Origin of the sequence: Tessaracoccus sp. SD287, from assembly GCF_017355265.1 — a bacterium.
Taxonomy (GTDB): domain Bacteria; phylum Actinomycetota; class Actinomycetes; order Propionibacteriales; family Propionibacteriaceae; genus Aestuariimicrobium.
The window spans coordinates 26546-40984 of the sequence record NZ_JADIJQ010000011.1 but is presented as its reverse complement, the minus strand read 5'-3'; the positions used below and the strand labels follow the sequence as shown (position 1 = coordinate 40984).

Genomic DNA, 14439 nt, shown 5'->3' with positions numbered 1-14439 from the left:
TGGCTCCGCGGCCAGCGCAAAACGTGTCGGACGCAGCCTCTAGGGTTGAGCCCGTGGCATCACTCGAAAGCTCGCCGGAGAAGCCCCAGCCGCTGGGGCGGGTCGTTGCCGCCCTCAAGCAGTGGGTGGAACGCACCGGGGACATCTGGGTCGAGGGCCAGATCCTGGAGATCAATCGCCGCAGCGGGGCCACCCAGTTCCTGAAGCTGCGCGACCTGCGGGCCAACGTCACCGCGACGCTGACCTGCAGCCGGCTGGTCCTGGACAATGCCGGGCCGCTGACCGAGGGTGCCACCGTCGCCGCGTGGATCAAGGCCCGCATGTGGGAGCAGAACACCAGCCTCAGTTTCGAGTGCCGCGAGCTGCGACCCGTCGGCGAGGGCCAACTCCTCGCCCGGCTCGAGCACCTCAAGCGCACCCTGCAGGCCGAGGGACTCTTCGAGCCGCACCGCAAGCAGCGGCTGCCGTTCGTGCCCACGCGCATCGGGCTGATCTCCGGGGCGAACTCCGACGCCGAGCGCGACGTGGTCACCAACACCCTGCGCCGCTGGCCCTCGGCCCAGTTCGAGATCCGCCACACCCTGGTGCAGGGCCAGAATGCCGCCAGCGAGGTGATGGCGGCGCTGGACGAGCTGCAGCGGACCCCTGGCGTCGAGGTCATCGTCATTGCCCGCGGCGGCGGGTCACTGGAGGACCTGCTGGCCTTCTCCGACGAGGGTCTGGTGCGTGCCGTGGCCGCCTGCCGAGTCCCGGTCGTCTCGGCGATCGGGCACGAGAAGGACGCCCCCATCCTCGACAACGTCGCCGACGTCCGCGCCTCCACCCCGACCGACGCCGCCAAGCGGATCGTTCCTGACGCCGCCGAGGAGCACCAGCTGCTCACCCAGGCCCGCCGACGGATGGCCCAGGCGGTGGCATCGCGCCTCGACCACGAACAGCGGGCACTGGACCAGATGCGGTCGCGTCCGGTGCTGCGCAATCCGTTGGCCAGCTTCGAGATGCACGAGGAGCGGCTGCAGTCCCAGCGACGGACCCTGCGCGCCGCCATCGGCCGCGCCGTCGAGGACGAGTCACGGGCGCTGGGGCACCAGCTCGAACGCATCAGGTCACTGTCGCCGCAGCGCACCCTGGAGCGGGGCTACGCCATCCTCAGCGACGGCACCGACACGATCACCTCCGTGCACCAGGTCGACGAGGGTGACGACCTGATGGCCTACGTGCATGACGGCTCGATCATCCTCGAGGTCCGCGAGTCCACCCCTCACGTCCACCACCATCCGTCCGACGCCACTGGAGGCACCCATGAGTGAGACCCCGAAGCTGTCCTACGAGCAGGCCCGCCAGGAGCTGGGCGAAGTGGTCAACAAACTGGAGTCGGGGCGGACACCGCTGGCCGAGTCCATGCAGCTGTGGGAGCGCGGCGAGGAACTGGCCGCCATCTGCCAGGAGTGGCTGGACGGCGCCAAGGCCAAGGTGGCGGCAGCCCGCACGCAGGGCGAGGGCCCGGCAGCGGAGTCCTCGTCAGGCTAGGCGCGAGCCGCCGCCGGCACGGCATGTCGGCTCAGGCGGGAATCGGCGCCGCGGTGATACGCACTTCGCTGATGGCGGGAAGTTCGGTGCGCAGGGCCGCCTCCACCTGAGAGGCGAGGACCGCAAAGGCCTCGATGCTGACGTCCCGTGGAGCCTCCAGGGTCACCGCGACGGTCAGGCGGTGGCCGCTCCAGCGCAGACGCAACTCACTCGGGGCGGCACCTGCGGTGTGGAGCACGGCCTGTTCTGCACGTGTGGTGAGTTCCGGGTCGACGCCGTCCAGCAGTCGGGTGCCGACGTCGCGGGCAGTCCCCCAGAGCAGGACCACGATCATTGCCGAGATCACCAGGCCGACGATGGGGTCGGCGATGGGGAAACCGAGCCACACTCCGACGGCGCCGAAGACGACGGCCAGCGAGGTGAACCCGTCGGTACGGGCATGCACGCCATCAGCGACCAGTGCCGCCGATCCGATCCGACGACCGACGCGGATGCGGTAGCTGGCCACGGCCTCGTTGCCCAGGAAGCCGATCACCCCCGCAGCCACGACCCACCCGAGGTGGTCGAGTTCCTGGGGGTCGACGAGTCGACGCACCGATTCCACGGCCGCGACCACCGCCGACAGGGCGATCATCGCCACGATGAACAAGCCGGCCAGGTCCTCGGCGCGGCCGTAGCCGTAGGTGAATCGCCGACTGGCCACCCGGCGTCCCAGCACGAACGCGATCCACAGCGGGATCGAGGTCAGGGCGTCGGAAAAGTTGTGGATGGTGTCGGCCGCCAGCGCCACCGAGCCGCTGATGAGCACCACCGCCACCTGCAGCAGGGCGGTGACCAGCAGTGCCACCAGGCTGAACTTGACCGCCCGGATGCCCTGGCTGCTCGCCTCCAACGCGTCATCGATCTTGTCGGCGGCGTCGTGGCTGTGCGGCACGAACAGATGGGTGAGGAAACCGCGCAGTCCCCCATGCGGGTGGTCATGCCCATGCGGGTGGTCATGCCCATGCTCGTGGTCATGCCCGTGGTCGTGGTCATGCCCGTGGTCGTGGTCATGCCCGTGGTCATGGGCATGCCCATGCGCGCCGTCGTGGGGGTGGTCCTGGGTACGCGTGGCGTCACTCATGGCTGCGCCCCGCATCCTGCTCGTCGGCATGGTGCCGGGGCACCCCGCCCAGTGAATGCTCGGCTTGGTGAATCGCATCGGAGACCAGCTGCTGGGCATGTTCGTTCAGCAGTCGGTAGTAGACGCGGGTGCCCTCGTGCCGCGGCGCCACGATTCGGGCCAGACGCAGCTTCGCGAGGTGCTGGGACACCGCCGCCGGTGACTTGCCCACCACCGTGGACAGTTCGTTGACCGATGACTCCCCTGCCCCCAGGGCCAGGATGATCCGCACCCGGGTGGCGTCGGCCAGCATCGCGAAGATCTCCACCGCCAGGTCGACATCCTCGTCATCCGGCAGCCCGACATCTATGTTCATACCTGCATTCACATGCAGATACTAGTACACCCGCGACGCTCAGGCGGGCGTCAGCAGGCCGGCGACCTCACGGAGCCGATCCACACCCGCATCGGAGACCAGTACGATCGTCAGTCCCCCCGCTGTCGTGTGCACCAGGGAGTGGGTGCGCTGGTCCGCCGACACGTAGTGCTGCCACTGGAGGCCCGCAGCCTCGACAGTTCCCACCGCGGCACCCTCACGCGTCACATGGCCGAGATAGGGACCCTTGGGTGCCATGGTCTGGTTGACGGCGAAGTAGGTCTGATTCTCACTGAGAAACCCCAGCTCCAGGGTGGACCCTCCGGCGGTGGCACCGGACGGCAGCACCTCACCGGTCGGCACCCACGCAGCCTTGGTGGCCATCCATCCCGCCGGGAGCGCCTTGAGGGTGTTCACCGGGAAGTCGTCCGCCTGCTGGGCCTGCACGACCGCCGCCTGCCAGTCGACCGACTGGACCGGAGGCTGCTCGGGGTCACGCGTGAAGAACCAGGTGATCAGCACCAACGGGACCATCAGCACCAGGATGGTCAGGAACATGTCACGTGCAGTTGCATTCTTCTTGGGTCGAGCCACCCGGACAGTCTCCCAGCTTGGCCAAGCGCGAACCAATCCCAGCGCCGCCTCAGAGCGCGTCCTCCAACAGGTCGGTCACCAGCGCGGCGACCGGGGAGCGCTCCGATCTGGTCAGCGTGACATGGCCGAACAGGGGATGGCCCTTCAGCTTCTCGACCACCGCGGCAACCCCGTCATGGCGGCCCACCCGCAGGTTGTCCCGCTGGGCGACGTCGTGGGTCAGCACCACCCGCGAGTTCCCGGCCAGCCGGCTCAGCACCGTCAACAGCACGTTGCGCTCCAGCGATTGCGCCTCGTCGACGATCACGAACGCGTCGTGCAAGGAGCGTCCGCGAATGTGGGTCAAGGGCAGCACCTCAAGCATCTGCTGCTCGACGATCTCGTCGATGACGTACTTGTTGGTCAGCGCACCCAGCGTGTCGAAGACCGCCTGGCCCCAGGGCGACATCTTCTCGCTCTCGCTGCCGGGCAGGTAGCCCAGGTCCTGGCCGCCGACCGCGTACAACGGACGGAAGACCATCACCTTGGAGTACTGGCGACGCTCCATCACCAACTCCAGGCCCGCGCACAGGGCCAGTGCCGACTTCCCGGTGCCTGCTCGCCCGCCCAGCGACACGATGCCCACCTCGGGATCGAGCAACAGGTCGAGCGCGACCCGCTGTTCTGCCGAACGCCCGTGCAACCCGAAGGCCTCCCGATCCGACTTCACCAGACGCACCTCACCGGTGGGCAGTTTGCGGGCCAGCGCCGTGCCACCGCTGGAGTGCAACACCAGGCCCGTGTGGATCGGCAGGTCGGCCGCCTCGGGCACCACGATGCTGCCCTGGGAGTAGAGCCCGTCGACCACCTCAGCGGCCACCTCCACCTGCACCATGCCGGTCCAGCCGGTCTCGGGCGACAACTCGGCCCGGTACTCCTGCGCCTCCAGCCCGACCGCGGACGCCTTGACGCGCATCGGCAGATCCTTGGAGACCAGCACCACGTCGGCCCCCTCGGCCTGGTAGTTCAGTGCCACGGCCAGGATGCGGGTGTCGTTGTCGCCGAGCCGGAAGCCCACCGGCAGGCGCTCGGGATCCGTGTGGTTCAGTTCGATGTGGATGAACCCGCCCTGGTCATTGACGGGGACGGGCGCGTCCAACCGGCCGTGCTCGACCCTCAGGTCGTCGAGCAGGCGCAGGGCAGAGCGGGCGAAGTAGCCCAGCTCGGGGTGGTGGCGCTTGGCCTCGAGTTCGGTGATGACGACGATCGGCAGCACGATGGCGTGTTCGGCGAATCGCAGCAGCGCGCGGGGATCGCTCAGCAGCACCGAGGTGTCGATCACGTAGGTCTTCAGCGTCCGCGAGGAACCGGCGGAGTCGAGCAGTGGGGACGGCTGGTCGGTGGCACTCTTGTACACGGTGTTTCCTTCCCGTGGCAAGGGCCTCACCAGGGGGCGAGCGGACCCTTGCTGGATGTTTCGTTCCGTGGCGAAGCATCACCGGGGAAGGCGAACCATGGGGCGCTGGCAGCTGCTTCTGGAACTGAAACTAATTCTCCACCCCGTCCGAAATCCGATGCCGCGCCGAAGGCTCGGACGAAGTTCATCTGGAGTTTCCCCTCCGCAGTCGGCGAGCGCTCAGGAGAAGGTGGCAACCCAGATGGCCGCGAAGTGGCACAGGGCGGCCAGCACAGTCGCGGCGTGGAAGATCTCGTGGAAGCCGAACCAGGTCGGCGACGGGTTGGGGCGCTTGCGGGCATAGACGATCGCGCCAACGGAGTAGACCAGTCCCCCGGCGATGATCAGCAGGACCACCACCGGTCCCCCGTTGGTCCAGAACTGGGGCAGCCAGCCGACAGCGGCCCACCCCATCAACAGGTACAGCGCGGTGTAGAGCCAGCGCGGCGCCGCGAGCCACAGCACCCGGAAGGCGACGCCCAGCGCGGCAGCGGCCCAGACCAGTGCCAGCAGCAGCACCCGCGACGAGCCGTCCAGCAGCTGCACGGCCAGCGGCGTGTAGGTGCCAGCGATGAAGACGAAGATGTTGGCGTGGTCGAATCGGCGCAGCAGCCGGGTGGTGCGCTCGCTCCAGGTGCCGCGATGGTAGACCGCGGAGTTGCCGAAGAGCATCAGCGAACTGACCACGTAGACGGCCACCGCGAGACGCCCGCCGACCGTGGGGGTGGCGATCATCAACACCAGGCCGCCGAGGAAGGCGAGCGGAGTCATCCCGGTGTGCAACCAGCCCCGCAGCCGCGGTTTCACGGCCGTGACGAGCTGGTCGAGCATCCCGGCGTCTGGCGCGTCGGGTCCTGGGTTCATGGTCTGCACGAGCCCAACCTACGCTTGCGTAGGTTGGAGGTCCACTTTGACAGGGGGACGCGACGGCCGCGTCGTGGCTAGGCTGGCACCCATGTCGAAGTCGCCCCTGTTCAGCCGCCTGCGTGGTCGCGACGGCCTGCAGGAACTGGTGGACCGATTGCACCCGCGCGGCCTGCTCTACCGGTCCTACGAGGGCCGCCTGACCGCTGAACTCGACCGCGACCGGCTGCCCCAGCACGTCGCGGTGATGGCTGACGGCAACCGCCGGTGGGCTCGGCTCAACGCCCCGGGGCAGCCCTTGATCGCCGGCTACCGCGCTGGCGCCGCCAAGCTGCTCGATTTCTGTGGCTGGTGCGACGAGGCCGGCATCGGGCGTGTCACCCTGTGGGTGCTCAGCACCGACAACCTCAAGCGGGCCGAGGGCGACGAACTGGACGGGCTGCTGCAGGTGATCGCCGACCTGGTCGACGAGCTGGCCGGCCGGTCGAACTGGCGGGTGCAGATCGTCGGCGCCATGGACCTGCTGCCCACCCCCATCGCCGAACGCCTGACCGCCGCCACCCAACGCACCAGCGAACACCACGGCCTGCACATCAACATCGCCGTCAGCTACGGCGGACGCCACGAGCTGCGCGACGCCTTCCGGTCGTTGCTGGCCGACGAGGCCGATCGGGGCACCACCCTGGCCGAACTGTCCACCACCCTCGAGATCGAGCAGATCGCCGACCATCTCTACACCAAGGGCCAGCCCGATCCGGACCTGATCATCCGCACGAGCGGCGAGCAACGCGTCTCGGGCTTCCTGATCTGGCAGAGCGTGCACAGCGAGCTGTACTTCTGCGAGGCGCTGTGGCCCGACTTTCGTCGAGTGGACTTCCTGCGGGCCCTGCGCTCGTTCAGCCAGCGTGAGCGTCGCTACGGACGCTGAGGCCGGGTAACGTCACCAGCCGACCGGACGGTGGCGACGCCAGACTTCGGCCAACTCCCGGGCGCGGCCAGTGTCGTCCATCCCGCCGTCAGCCTCCTCAGGATTGCCCGCCCAGCTCGCCACTACGCGCACCCGCTCGGCGTCCATTCTGAAGACCTGCGATGGTTCGGCCGCACCGATCCGGACGAACCTGGCCGCGGCCGGATCCCGCGAGTCGACGAGGGTCAGGCCGTGTACGGCGAGCGCTGACTCCTCGGCCCAGGCAGCCGCAGGGTCGGTCAGGTTCGCCACCGCAGCCCCGACCACCACCGGCACCCGTCCCCAGCGATGCACACCTGGCAGGTGGTAGTGCCCGCTCAGGACGAGCGAAACACCGCTTGCGGCGACCTTCTCGGCCCACACCTCGGCGCCTCGCAACCGCAGCGCGTGGTGCAGCGCAGTGGGAGCCGGCACCGGCGGGTGGTGCATCACCAACACCCTCTCGCCGTCAACGCTCGCCAGTTCGTGCAGCAGTCCGTCGAACTCCTGCGGTAGCTGGCCGAAGCCACGCCGCGGCGTCCGGGTATCGACGACCGCGACCGCACCGCCGGGGACCGTGACCACTCCGCGAGCGTGGTGGGCCACGGCGCCGTGAGGCTGGTGCAGTCGGTCGTAGTGCGCGCCGTTGTCGTGGTTGCCCGGGGCCCAGACCACGGGCACGCCCAACCCGGCCACTCTGGCGCCGACCAGCTCGAGGGCCAAGTCGTAGGATTGCGCCGAGTCATCGTTGCTGATGTCGCCGGAGACCACCACCACCTGCGGACGCCGGTCGGCGGGCAGTGATGCCAGCTCGAGCCCGTCAAGCAACTCGACCAGGCGGGCGGCGGTGTCGACCTTTCCGTAGTGCCAAGCGGCATCTCCGGCCAGATGCAGGTCGCTCACGTGCAGGATGCGCATGTCACTCCTTGTCGAGCAGGTGCTCGGCGAGTCGGTCCAACTGGTCGGCAGAACATCCGTTGTCCAGCAGGAAATCGCGGACGCCACCGCGCTCCTCGAGCCGGTCCAGCGTCGTGGCCAGGAGTTCGGAGGGCGAGGCGGTGGCGCGATGGGCGGCCTCGCCCGCCATCCGCCCGCGGCCCGTGACGCGCGACAGGTCGGCCAGGTAGTCCTCCCCGAGCAGTTCGGCCGACAACCGGTAGTCGGCGAGGATCCGTTCTCGGGACACGCCGAGGGTTTCCTGCACCAGTGCACACACCACGCCGGTGCGGTCCTTGCCCGCGGTGCAGTGCACCAGCACCGGACCGGGCATGGCGTCGGCGATGACGCCGACTGCGCTGGCCAGTTGGCGGGCGAACCGGGTCAGCATCAGCTCGTACAGATCGGTCAACTGGTCCCAGACCAGACCGCCGAGCTCATTGCCGAACACCGGCACCCAACGCAACACCAGTTCGTCGCCGACCAGCGCGGGGGCCAGGCGGCGCTCGGAGTCGTCGCGCAGGTCGAGCACGGTGCGCACGCCCAGTTGGTGCAGGTCGTCGGCCAGGCCCGGGTGTTCGCGCAGTGGAGCGCTGGAGCGCCACAGCCGACCAGGTCGGAGTCTGGGTCCGGGCACTCCTCCCGCACCGCCGATCGAGCGCATGTTGTGCACTCCCACCGGCACCGGATGACTGTCTGCCGCACTCATGCGTCCGTCCTCCCCTTCGCCACGGGAAACCGCGGTACGGCGTCGACCAGCGCCCGGGTGATCGGGTGCTGGGGTGCGGTCAACAAGCGGAGGGTCTCTCCGCTCTCGACCACGCGGCCATTGCTCATCACCATCGTCTGCGGGCACAGCCGTTGCACCACACCGAGATCATGGGAGACCACCACCAGCGTGAGGCCACGTTCCGCGATGATGTGTTCCAGCGTGGCGAGCAGGTCGGCCCGCACGGAGACGTCCAGCGCCGAGACCGGCTCGTCGGCGATCAGCAGCCGGGGCTTGACCGCCAGGGCCCGGGCGATCGCGACTCGTTGGCGTTGGCCGCCGGAAAGCTGGTGGGGGTAGCGGTCCACCATGTGCGCGGGCAGGCCCACCTCAGCCAGCAGCCCGCTCGCCTCGGCACGGCCGAGTCGACGGTGTTCGAGCAGGCGCACTGGTTCGGCCAGGATCTCACCTACCCGCATCGACGGGGTCAGCGATGAGTACGGGTCCTGCAGCACCACCTGCATGTGACGACGCCACGGCTTGACCCCGAAACCGCCGGCGGTGACCGGTCGGCCCTCGAACAACACCCGCCCCTCGTCCGGGGCATTGATGCCAAGCATGAGCTTCATCAAGGTCGTCTTGCCGGAACCTGACTCACCGATCACCCCGAGCGAGACGCCAGTCTCGACCCGGATGTCCACCCGGTCCACGGCGACGGTGGCGCCGTAGCGGCGGGTCAACGCGAATCCTTCGAGCAGTGCGGTCACAGCGTGGCTCCTTCGCCTCGTTGTCGGGCCAGCACCGCGTGCGCGCCGGCCAGGTCGAGGCCGGTCGAACGGGCGGCCGTGACCAGGTTCCTGGTGTAGTCCTGCTGGGGATTCTGGACCAGCTCAGCTGAGGGCCCCTGCTCGACCAGGTGGCCACCACGCATCACCATCAGCCGGTCGCAGGTGGAGGTGGCCACGCCCATGTCATGGGTGACCAGCAGTAACGCGCTGCCCAACTCGTCGCACAAGCGCACCATCAGGTCGAGCACCCGGCGTGCCACGGTGGCGTCCAGGGCGGTTGTCGGCTCGTCCGCCAGCACCAGGGCCGGTGTGCACGACACGGCCATGGCGATGACCACGCGCTGTCGTTGCCCACCCGAAAGCTGATGGGGGTACCGGTCGATGATGGTGGCCGGGTCGGGCAACCCGACCAGACCGGCCAGTTCAATCGCTCTGGCGCGCGTCTGCCGGCTGGTGATCTGGCCGTGGATGCGCTGCGCAGTCACCAATTGGGCGCCGACCTTCATCACCGGGTTCAGCGCCGTCATCGGTTCCTGGAAGACGGTGCCGATCCGTGCCCCGCGCAACTGGCGCATGTCATCGTCGCGGACTGTTTGCAGTTCATTCCCCTCGAATCGCACCGAGCCGGTCACCTTCGCGACTCGGGGCTGCAGACCGAGGATGGTCAGGCAGGCCATGGACTTGCCGGAACCGGACTCACCGATCAGGCCCACCCGCTCCCCGGGGTGGATCGTGAACGAGACCCCGTCCACGGCCGCGGTCTGGTCGAAGCGGACGGTCAGGTTGTCGACCTCGAGCAGGGCAGTCATCAGCCCACCTCCGAACGTGTGTCAAGGGCGTCGCGCAGGGCATCGCCGAGCAGGTTGAAGCCGAGTGTCGTCCACACGATCACCAGGGCGGGCGCTGCCAGCACCTCGGGACGGGTATAGATCTGTTGCTGGTGTTCTGCCAGCATCCGACCCCAGGACGGCGAGGGTGGCGGGGTGCCAAGACCCAGATAGCTGAGCCCAGCTTCGGCCAGTGCCGCGACCCCCAGCAACTGGGTGGTGCGCACCAGCAGCGTCGCGGTCACCTCAGGCAGGATGTGCTTCCACGTCAGCCACAGCGGCCCCGCCCCACTCGTGCGGGCCAGCATGACGTGGTCGGTGCTGCGACTGCGGCGCAGTTCGGGCAGGATCGTGCGGATGATGGTGCTGACCGAGCCCAGCCCGATCGCCAGCACCACTCCCCACATCGAACCCTCGGCGAAGGTGGCGATGATCACCGCCAGCACCAGCGTCGGGAAGGCGACCATCAGGTCGACCAGCCGCTGCAGCGCCGACGACAGCCCGGGAGGCAGGAAGACCAGCAGTGCGCCGAGCGGTACGCCGAGGGCCGTCGCCAGTGCGACCGCGAGCACGGCCGTGGTCACCGTCACCTGGGAGCCCAGCATGATCCGGGAGGCGGTGTCGCGGCCCAGCGCGTCGGTGCCGAGCGGATGGGTCGCCGACCACGGCGCCCAGCGATTGGAGACGTCGATCGCCAGCGGGTCGTGGGGCGTCCACACTAACGAGACCAGGACGGTGAGGACCACCAGGCCCACCATGACCAGTGCGGCCACCCCGATCGGTTGGCGGAGCAGTTTGCGAAGGACAGTCATGAGCGCAACCTTGGGTCGAGCAGGTCCTGGACCAGGGTGGCCAGGGCCATGAAGATGATGATCATGCCGCTGAGCATCATCAGCACGCTCTGGACGACGGTGATGTCGCGAGCGCTGACACTCGACAGCATGAAGCTGCCGACCCCCGGCAGCGCGAACACCTGTTCGGCGATCACGGCGCCGGTGATCAGCCCGGCGAAGTCGAGTGCGATCACCCCCGACAGCGGCAGGGCGACCATCCGCCAGCTCTGCAGCAGCGCCCGTCCCCCGGACAGGCCCTGGGCACGGGCGGTGCGCAGGTGGTCGCGATGCAGCACGTCGATGGTGGCCGAGCGCACGAAGCGGGCCAGCACCGCCACCTGGGGGATGGTCAGGGTGATTACCGGGAGCACCAGCGACCTGGTGGCGGCGATGGGGTCGGACCAGCCATCGGTCGGGAAGCCAGTGGCGGGCAGCAGTTTGGCCCGCACCGAGAACAGGTCCACCAGCAGGATGCCGAAGACGAACACCGGCACTGCCACCCCGACCTGGGTCAGCCCCTGCAACACCTGCCCCAGCCCACCATGGCGGCGCACCGCGGCCAGGGCCCCTAGCGGGATCGAGATCACCAGGGCGACCAGCAACGAGGCCAGCGCGATCGGGCCGGTGACGGCCATCATCTGCAGCAACTGCCCGCTGATCGGCAGGTGGGACAGTGATGAGACGCCGAAGTCGAAGCGCAGCACCCCACTGAACCAGTCCCAGTACTGCACCCACACCGGACGATCCAGACCCAGTGAGACCCGGATGGCTTCGATTTCCTCCTGGGTCGCCTCCGTGCCGGCCTTGATCGCGGCCAGGTCTCCGGGCAGGTAGTGCAGCGAGAAGAAGATCACGATGCTGGCAACCCACAGGGCCAACAGTGCGACCCCGACGTGCCCGAGGACCGACAGCCAGGGCGGCCGCGACCGTGGTGGCGGCGCGATGCTGTCGTCCTCGGGCACCTCTGGGCGCACCGTGCCCGCGAGGACGTAGTCCTGCGTCCCCGCGGGCTCGAAGCTGGTGGTGTGTGACATGGGCTCAGTTCGACTTCTCGATGTCCCAGACGTGGAACTCGGAGTTGATTCGGTTGGTCGGGAACCCGGACACAGACGTGTTGGCCAGGATCACCGTGCGGGGCGCGTACAGCCAGTCGCTGGCGGCGTCCTTGGTGACGAGCTCTGACAACTGCTTGAGCTTGTCGTGGGCGACCCGGTCCTCGGTGGCGGTGAAGGCCTCGTTGAGCACCTTCTGCGCGCCGGGGTTGTCGTAGTTCCAGTAGTACTTCGGGTTGCCGTAGTAGCTGAGGGTCCACGGGTCGACGTGCAGCACCATGGTCAACTCGTAGTCCTTCTTCTGGTAGACGTCCTCGAGCCAGGTGGCGAACTCCATCTGCTCGATGTTCAAGGTGACGCCAATCTCCTTGTACTGGGCCGCCAGGTACTCGCTGATCTTGCTGTCGTAGGTGTTGGCAACCTTGAGGGTCAGGGTCAGGTTCTGCTGCCCGGCCTCCTTGAGCAGCGCCTTGGCCTGCTCCTTGTCGTTGTTGTCGACCGAGGTCAGGTCGGTGTACCACGGGTCGTCGGGGACGGTCATCGAGCCAACCCGCTCGGCCTTGATTCCCAGGGCGGTGATCAGGCCGTCCTTGTCAACGGCCATCCTCAGCGCGCGACGCACGCGTACATCGCTGAGCACCTCGTTTTTGTTGTTGAAGCCAAGCGTCATCCAACTGGCCGAGGAGCCCTCGCCAATGACGAACTTGTCGTCGCCGGTGAACCGTTCGATCATGTCCGCATTGGGGGCGGTGTGCAGGTCGATCTCGCCGGACGCCAGGGCGTTCGCGGCTGCGGAGGGATCCTTGTAGAAGTGGTAGACGACCTCCTTGTTCTTCGGCTTGGTGCCCCAGTAGTCGTCGCGGCGGGTCAGGGTGATGCTGCTGCCCTGCTGCCAGTTGGTCACCTGGTAGGGGCCGGTGCCGTTGGTCTTCTGGGCCAGGTCCACGTCGTGCTTGGCGGGGACGATCGCGCCGACGTCGGTCGACAGGGTGTCGATCAGGCGCCAGTCACGCTGCTTGAGGGTGATCACGACCTTGTCGTCACCGTCGGCCTTGATGGAAGTGACCGCGGTGAGACGAGTGCTCGCGGTCTCGGCGGTGCCGCCGCAGGCCTCGCCGCAGGTCAGCGACAAGGACGCCACCACGTCGGCCGACGTCATCTTCTGTCCGTCGGTGAAGGTGACGTCGTCCTGCAGGGTGAACTGGTAATTCAGTCCGTCGTCGGAGATCTTCCACTCCTTGGCCAGCAGCGGCTCGAACGCGCCATCGTGGGTCCGACGGACGAGCCCCTCGTAGACGTTGCCCAACTCGACCTGGCGCAGGGCAGCGCCGCTGGTGGAGAACATGTCCAGACCGGTGGGCTCAAGGACGAAGCCGATGTGGACGCTGGCGTCGGAGTTGGTCGGGTTGGCGTTGCCGGGGGTGGACTCGGTCGCCGACGAACATGCGGCGAGGGTGAGGGCGAGGGCCAGGGCGGTGGCTCCTCGGATGAGTTTCGTGAGCATATGACACTCCTTGGTGGTTAGTCTTCTCACAGCGACAGGCGGTCATATAGATGTCTAGATGTCTGGGATGACACACAGGTGACAAGAAGTTGCAAAGAAGCTGACGTTCAGCAACACGGGGGATGAAATGACAGGCCACGATCGCAGGCGGCGAGAGCCGATGTACCGGGCAATCGCTCGTGACCTGTGGAGCAGGATCGGTGAGCAACGACTACCGCCAGGCAATCCCCTGCCCAGCGAGAGTGAGCTCACCGAGCAGTACCAGGTCAACCGCCTGACGCTACGCCAGGCGCTGGAGGAACTCCGGCGCGCCGGCGCCATCGAAGTGCGGCACGGGCGCGGGGCCTTCGTCGCCGAGGCCCCGACCTTGGTCGAGTTCGCCACCCGGGTGCAACCCCATGGACGCGACAGCCACTGGACCTCACCCGGGGACGCGGGGGACGACGACGGGGCCACCCGGCCCAGCCTGCGCCAGGTGAGCGAGCAACTGTTGAGTCCCAGCCCCGGGCGTCAGGACTACCTCGAGGAGGGCGCCGACCACATCGGGCTGCCAGCAGCGCAGGTGAGAGCCCACCACACCCTCATGCTCGACTCGGGACACCCGTGGATCGCCAACACCTACGTCGTACCCGCCAGCCTGACCGGGCTTGTTGGGGCGTTCACCGGAACCGGGCTGATGCGCCGGGCCCTGCAGAAGCTTTCGGACCAACCCCTGGTGCACCATTGGCGAGCCTTCTCGGCCATGGCGTGTTCGATGGATGATGCGGACGCACTGTCCCTCGAGGTGGGGTCGCCACTGCTGGTGCGTGAAGGCGTCATGGGAACCCGAGACCAACCGATGGTGTACGTGGTGCGGCGGATGCCCGGCCGCTCAGCACGCTTCGTCCTGCACTACCTCGACCCGACGGATGACGACGAGCAACCTTGATATGATGACTTCATC

Annotated in this window: 15 protein-coding genes and 1 pseudogene; 4 read left to right on the top strand and 12 right to left on the bottom strand. The window is 68.0% G+C overall.

Annotated elements, in window-relative coordinates; all coding sequences use genetic code 11:
• Positions 1-53 precede the first annotated feature (53 nt).
• The gene (gene xseA / locus IPV09_RS06335) at positions 54-1310 is read left to right on the top strand and encodes an exodeoxyribonuclease VII large subunit (RefSeq protein ID WP_207474398.1); all 1257 of its coding nucleotides are present in this window, start codon (positions 54-56) and stop codon (positions 1308-1310) included.
• A complete protein-coding gene (locus IPV09_RS06330; RefSeq protein ID WP_207474397.1) occupies positions 1303-1530 on the top strand; it encodes an exodeoxyribonuclease VII small subunit in 228 nt (75 codons plus the stop codon). The genes xseA and IPV09_RS06330 overlap by 8 nt, the downstream gene beginning before the upstream one ends.
• Positions 1531-1561: 31 nt before the next feature.
• Here the strand turns inward: IPV09_RS06330 and IPV09_RS06325 are convergent, their stop codons facing one another.
• From IPV09_RS06325 to IPV09_RS06305, 5 genes and pseudogenes are all read right to left on the bottom strand, one after another.
• On the bottom strand, positions 1562-2653 hold the full coding sequence (locus IPV09_RS06325; RefSeq protein ID WP_207474396.1) for a cation diffusion facilitator family transporter: 1092 nt from the start codon (positions 2651-2653) through the stop codon (positions 1562-1564).
• Positions 2646-3008, bottom strand: a complete 363-nt coding sequence (locus tag IPV09_RS06320; protein ID WP_207474395.1) for a metalloregulator ArsR/SmtB family transcription factor — start codon at positions 3006-3008, stop codon at positions 2646-2648. The genes IPV09_RS06325 and IPV09_RS06320 overlap by 8 nt, the downstream gene beginning before the upstream one ends.
• 39 nt (positions 3009-3047) lie before the next feature.
• Entirely contained in the window at positions 3048-3602 is a 555-nt protein-coding gene (locus tag IPV09_RS06315; protein WP_207474394.1) for a DUF4245 domain-containing protein, read from the bottom strand.
• Positions 3603-3651: 49 nt separating this feature from the next.
• Positions 3652-4988: pseudogene (locus tag IPV09_RS06310) on the bottom strand (PhoH family protein).
• A gap of 229 nt (positions 4989-5217) precedes the next feature.
• Complete coding sequence (locus tag IPV09_RS06305) at positions 5218-5868, bottom strand: hemolysin III family protein (protein ID WP_207474459.1); 651 nt, start codon at positions 5866-5868, stop codon at positions 5218-5220.
• A gap of 124 nt (positions 5869-5992) precedes the next feature.
• Here IPV09_RS06305 and IPV09_RS06300 point away from each other — a divergent pair, with 124 nt between their 5' ends.
• Positions 5993-6829, top strand: coding sequence for an isoprenyl transferase (locus IPV09_RS06300; protein WP_207474392.1), 837 nt, complete (start codon positions 5993-5995; stop codon positions 6827-6829).
• Positions 6830-6841: 12 nt separating this feature from the next.
• Here the strand turns inward: IPV09_RS06300 and IPV09_RS06295 are convergent, their stop codons facing one another.
• Genes IPV09_RS06295 through IPV09_RS06265 form a run of 7 tightly spaced genes read right to left on the bottom strand, consistent with a single transcriptional unit; the run spans position 6842 to position 13496 of the window.
• The gene (locus tag IPV09_RS06295; protein ID WP_207474391.1) at positions 6842-7765 is read right to left on the bottom strand and encodes a metallophosphoesterase; all 924 of its coding nucleotides are present in this window, start codon (positions 7763-7765) and stop codon (positions 6842-6844) included.
• 1 nt (position 7766) lies between these two features.
• A complete protein-coding gene (locus IPV09_RS06290) occupies positions 7767-8492 on the bottom strand; it encodes a tyrosine-protein phosphatase (protein WP_207474390.1) in 726 nt (241 codons plus the stop codon).
• Positions 8489-9259 (bottom strand): ABC transporter ATP-binding protein, encoded by a 771-nt coding sequence (locus IPV09_RS06285; RefSeq protein WP_207474389.1) that lies wholly within the window; start codon positions 9257-9259, stop codon positions 8489-8491. Before IPV09_RS06285 ends, IPV09_RS06290 begins: the two co-directional genes overlap by 4 nt.
• Entirely contained in the window at positions 9256-10089 is an 834-nt protein-coding gene (locus IPV09_RS06280) for an ABC transporter ATP-binding protein (protein ID WP_207474388.1), read from the bottom strand. The genes IPV09_RS06285 and IPV09_RS06280 overlap by 4 nt, the downstream gene beginning before the upstream one ends.
• A complete protein-coding gene (locus IPV09_RS06275) occupies positions 10089-10919 on the bottom strand; it encodes an ABC transporter permease (protein WP_207474387.1) in 831 nt (276 codons plus the stop codon). The genes IPV09_RS06280 and IPV09_RS06275 overlap by 1 nt, the downstream gene beginning before the upstream one ends.
• Positions 10916-11974 (bottom strand): ABC transporter permease, encoded by a 1059-nt coding sequence (locus IPV09_RS06270; protein WP_207474386.1) that lies wholly within the window; start codon positions 11972-11974, stop codon positions 10916-10918. The genes IPV09_RS06275 and IPV09_RS06270 overlap by 4 nt, the downstream gene beginning before the upstream one ends.
• A 4-nt stretch (positions 11975-11978) precedes the next feature.
• Positions 11979-13496, bottom strand: a complete 1518-nt coding sequence (locus IPV09_RS06265; RefSeq protein ID WP_207474385.1) for an ABC transporter substrate-binding protein — start codon at positions 13494-13496, stop codon at positions 11979-11981.
• A gap of 160 nt (positions 13497-13656) precedes the next feature.
• Between IPV09_RS06265 and IPV09_RS06260 the strand changes: the two genes are divergently transcribed.
• Positions 13657-14424 carry a GntR family transcriptional regulator gene (locus tag IPV09_RS06260; protein WP_207474384.1) on the top strand — a complete coding sequence of 256 codons (768 nt, stop codon included), beginning with the start codon at positions 13657-13659 and terminating at the stop codon, positions 14422-14424.
• The last annotated feature ends 15 nt before the right edge of the window (positions 14425-14439 follow it).

Bases quoted from the DNA above. Each gene is read 5' to 3' on its own strand.
- IPV09_RS06330 (WP_207474397.1), top strand. From the start codon at position 1,303: ATGAGTGAGACCCCGAAGCTGTCCTACGAGCAGGCCCGCCAGGAGCTG.
- IPV09_RS06325 (WP_207474396.1), bottom strand. From the start codon at position 2,653: ATGAGTGACGCCACGCGTACCCAGGACCACCCCCACGACGGCGCGCAT.
- IPV09_RS06320 (WP_207474395.1), bottom strand. From the start codon at position 3,008: ATGAACATAGATGTCGGGCTGCCGGATGACGAGGATGTCGACCTGGCG.
- IPV09_RS06305 (WP_207474459.1), bottom strand. From the start codon at position 5,868: ATGCTCGACCAGCTCGTCACGGCCGTGAAACCGCGGCTGCGGGGCTGG.
- IPV09_RS06300 (WP_207474392.1), top strand. From the start codon at position 5,993: ATGTCGAAGTCGCCCCTGTTCAGCCGCCTGCGTGGTCGCGACGGCCTG.
- IPV09_RS06295 (WP_207474391.1), bottom strand. From the start codon at position 7,765: ATGCGCATCCTGCACGTGAGCGACCTGCATCTGGCCGGAGATGCCGCT.
- IPV09_RS06290 (WP_207474390.1), bottom strand. From the start codon at position 8,492: ATGAGTGCGGCAGACAGTCATCCGGTGCCGGTGGGAGTGCACAACATG.
- IPV09_RS06280 (WP_207474388.1), bottom strand. From the start codon at position 10,089: ATGACTGCCCTGCTCGAGGTCGACAACCTGACCGTCCGCTTCGACCAG.
- IPV09_RS06275 (WP_207474387.1), bottom strand. From the start codon at position 10,919: ATGACTGTCCTTCGCAAACTGCTCCGCCAACCGATCGGGGTGGCCGCA.
- IPV09_RS06270 (WP_207474386.1), bottom strand. From the start codon at position 11,974: ATGTCACACACCACCAGCTTCGAGCCCGCGGGGACGCAGGACTACGTC.
- IPV09_RS06265 (WP_207474385.1), bottom strand. From the start codon at position 13,496: ATGCTCACGAAACTCATCCGAGGAGCCACCGCCCTGGCCCTCGCCCTC.
- IPV09_RS06260 (WP_207474384.1), top strand. From the start codon at position 13,657: ATGTACCGGGCAATCGCTCGTGACCTGTGGAGCAGGATCGGTGAGCAA.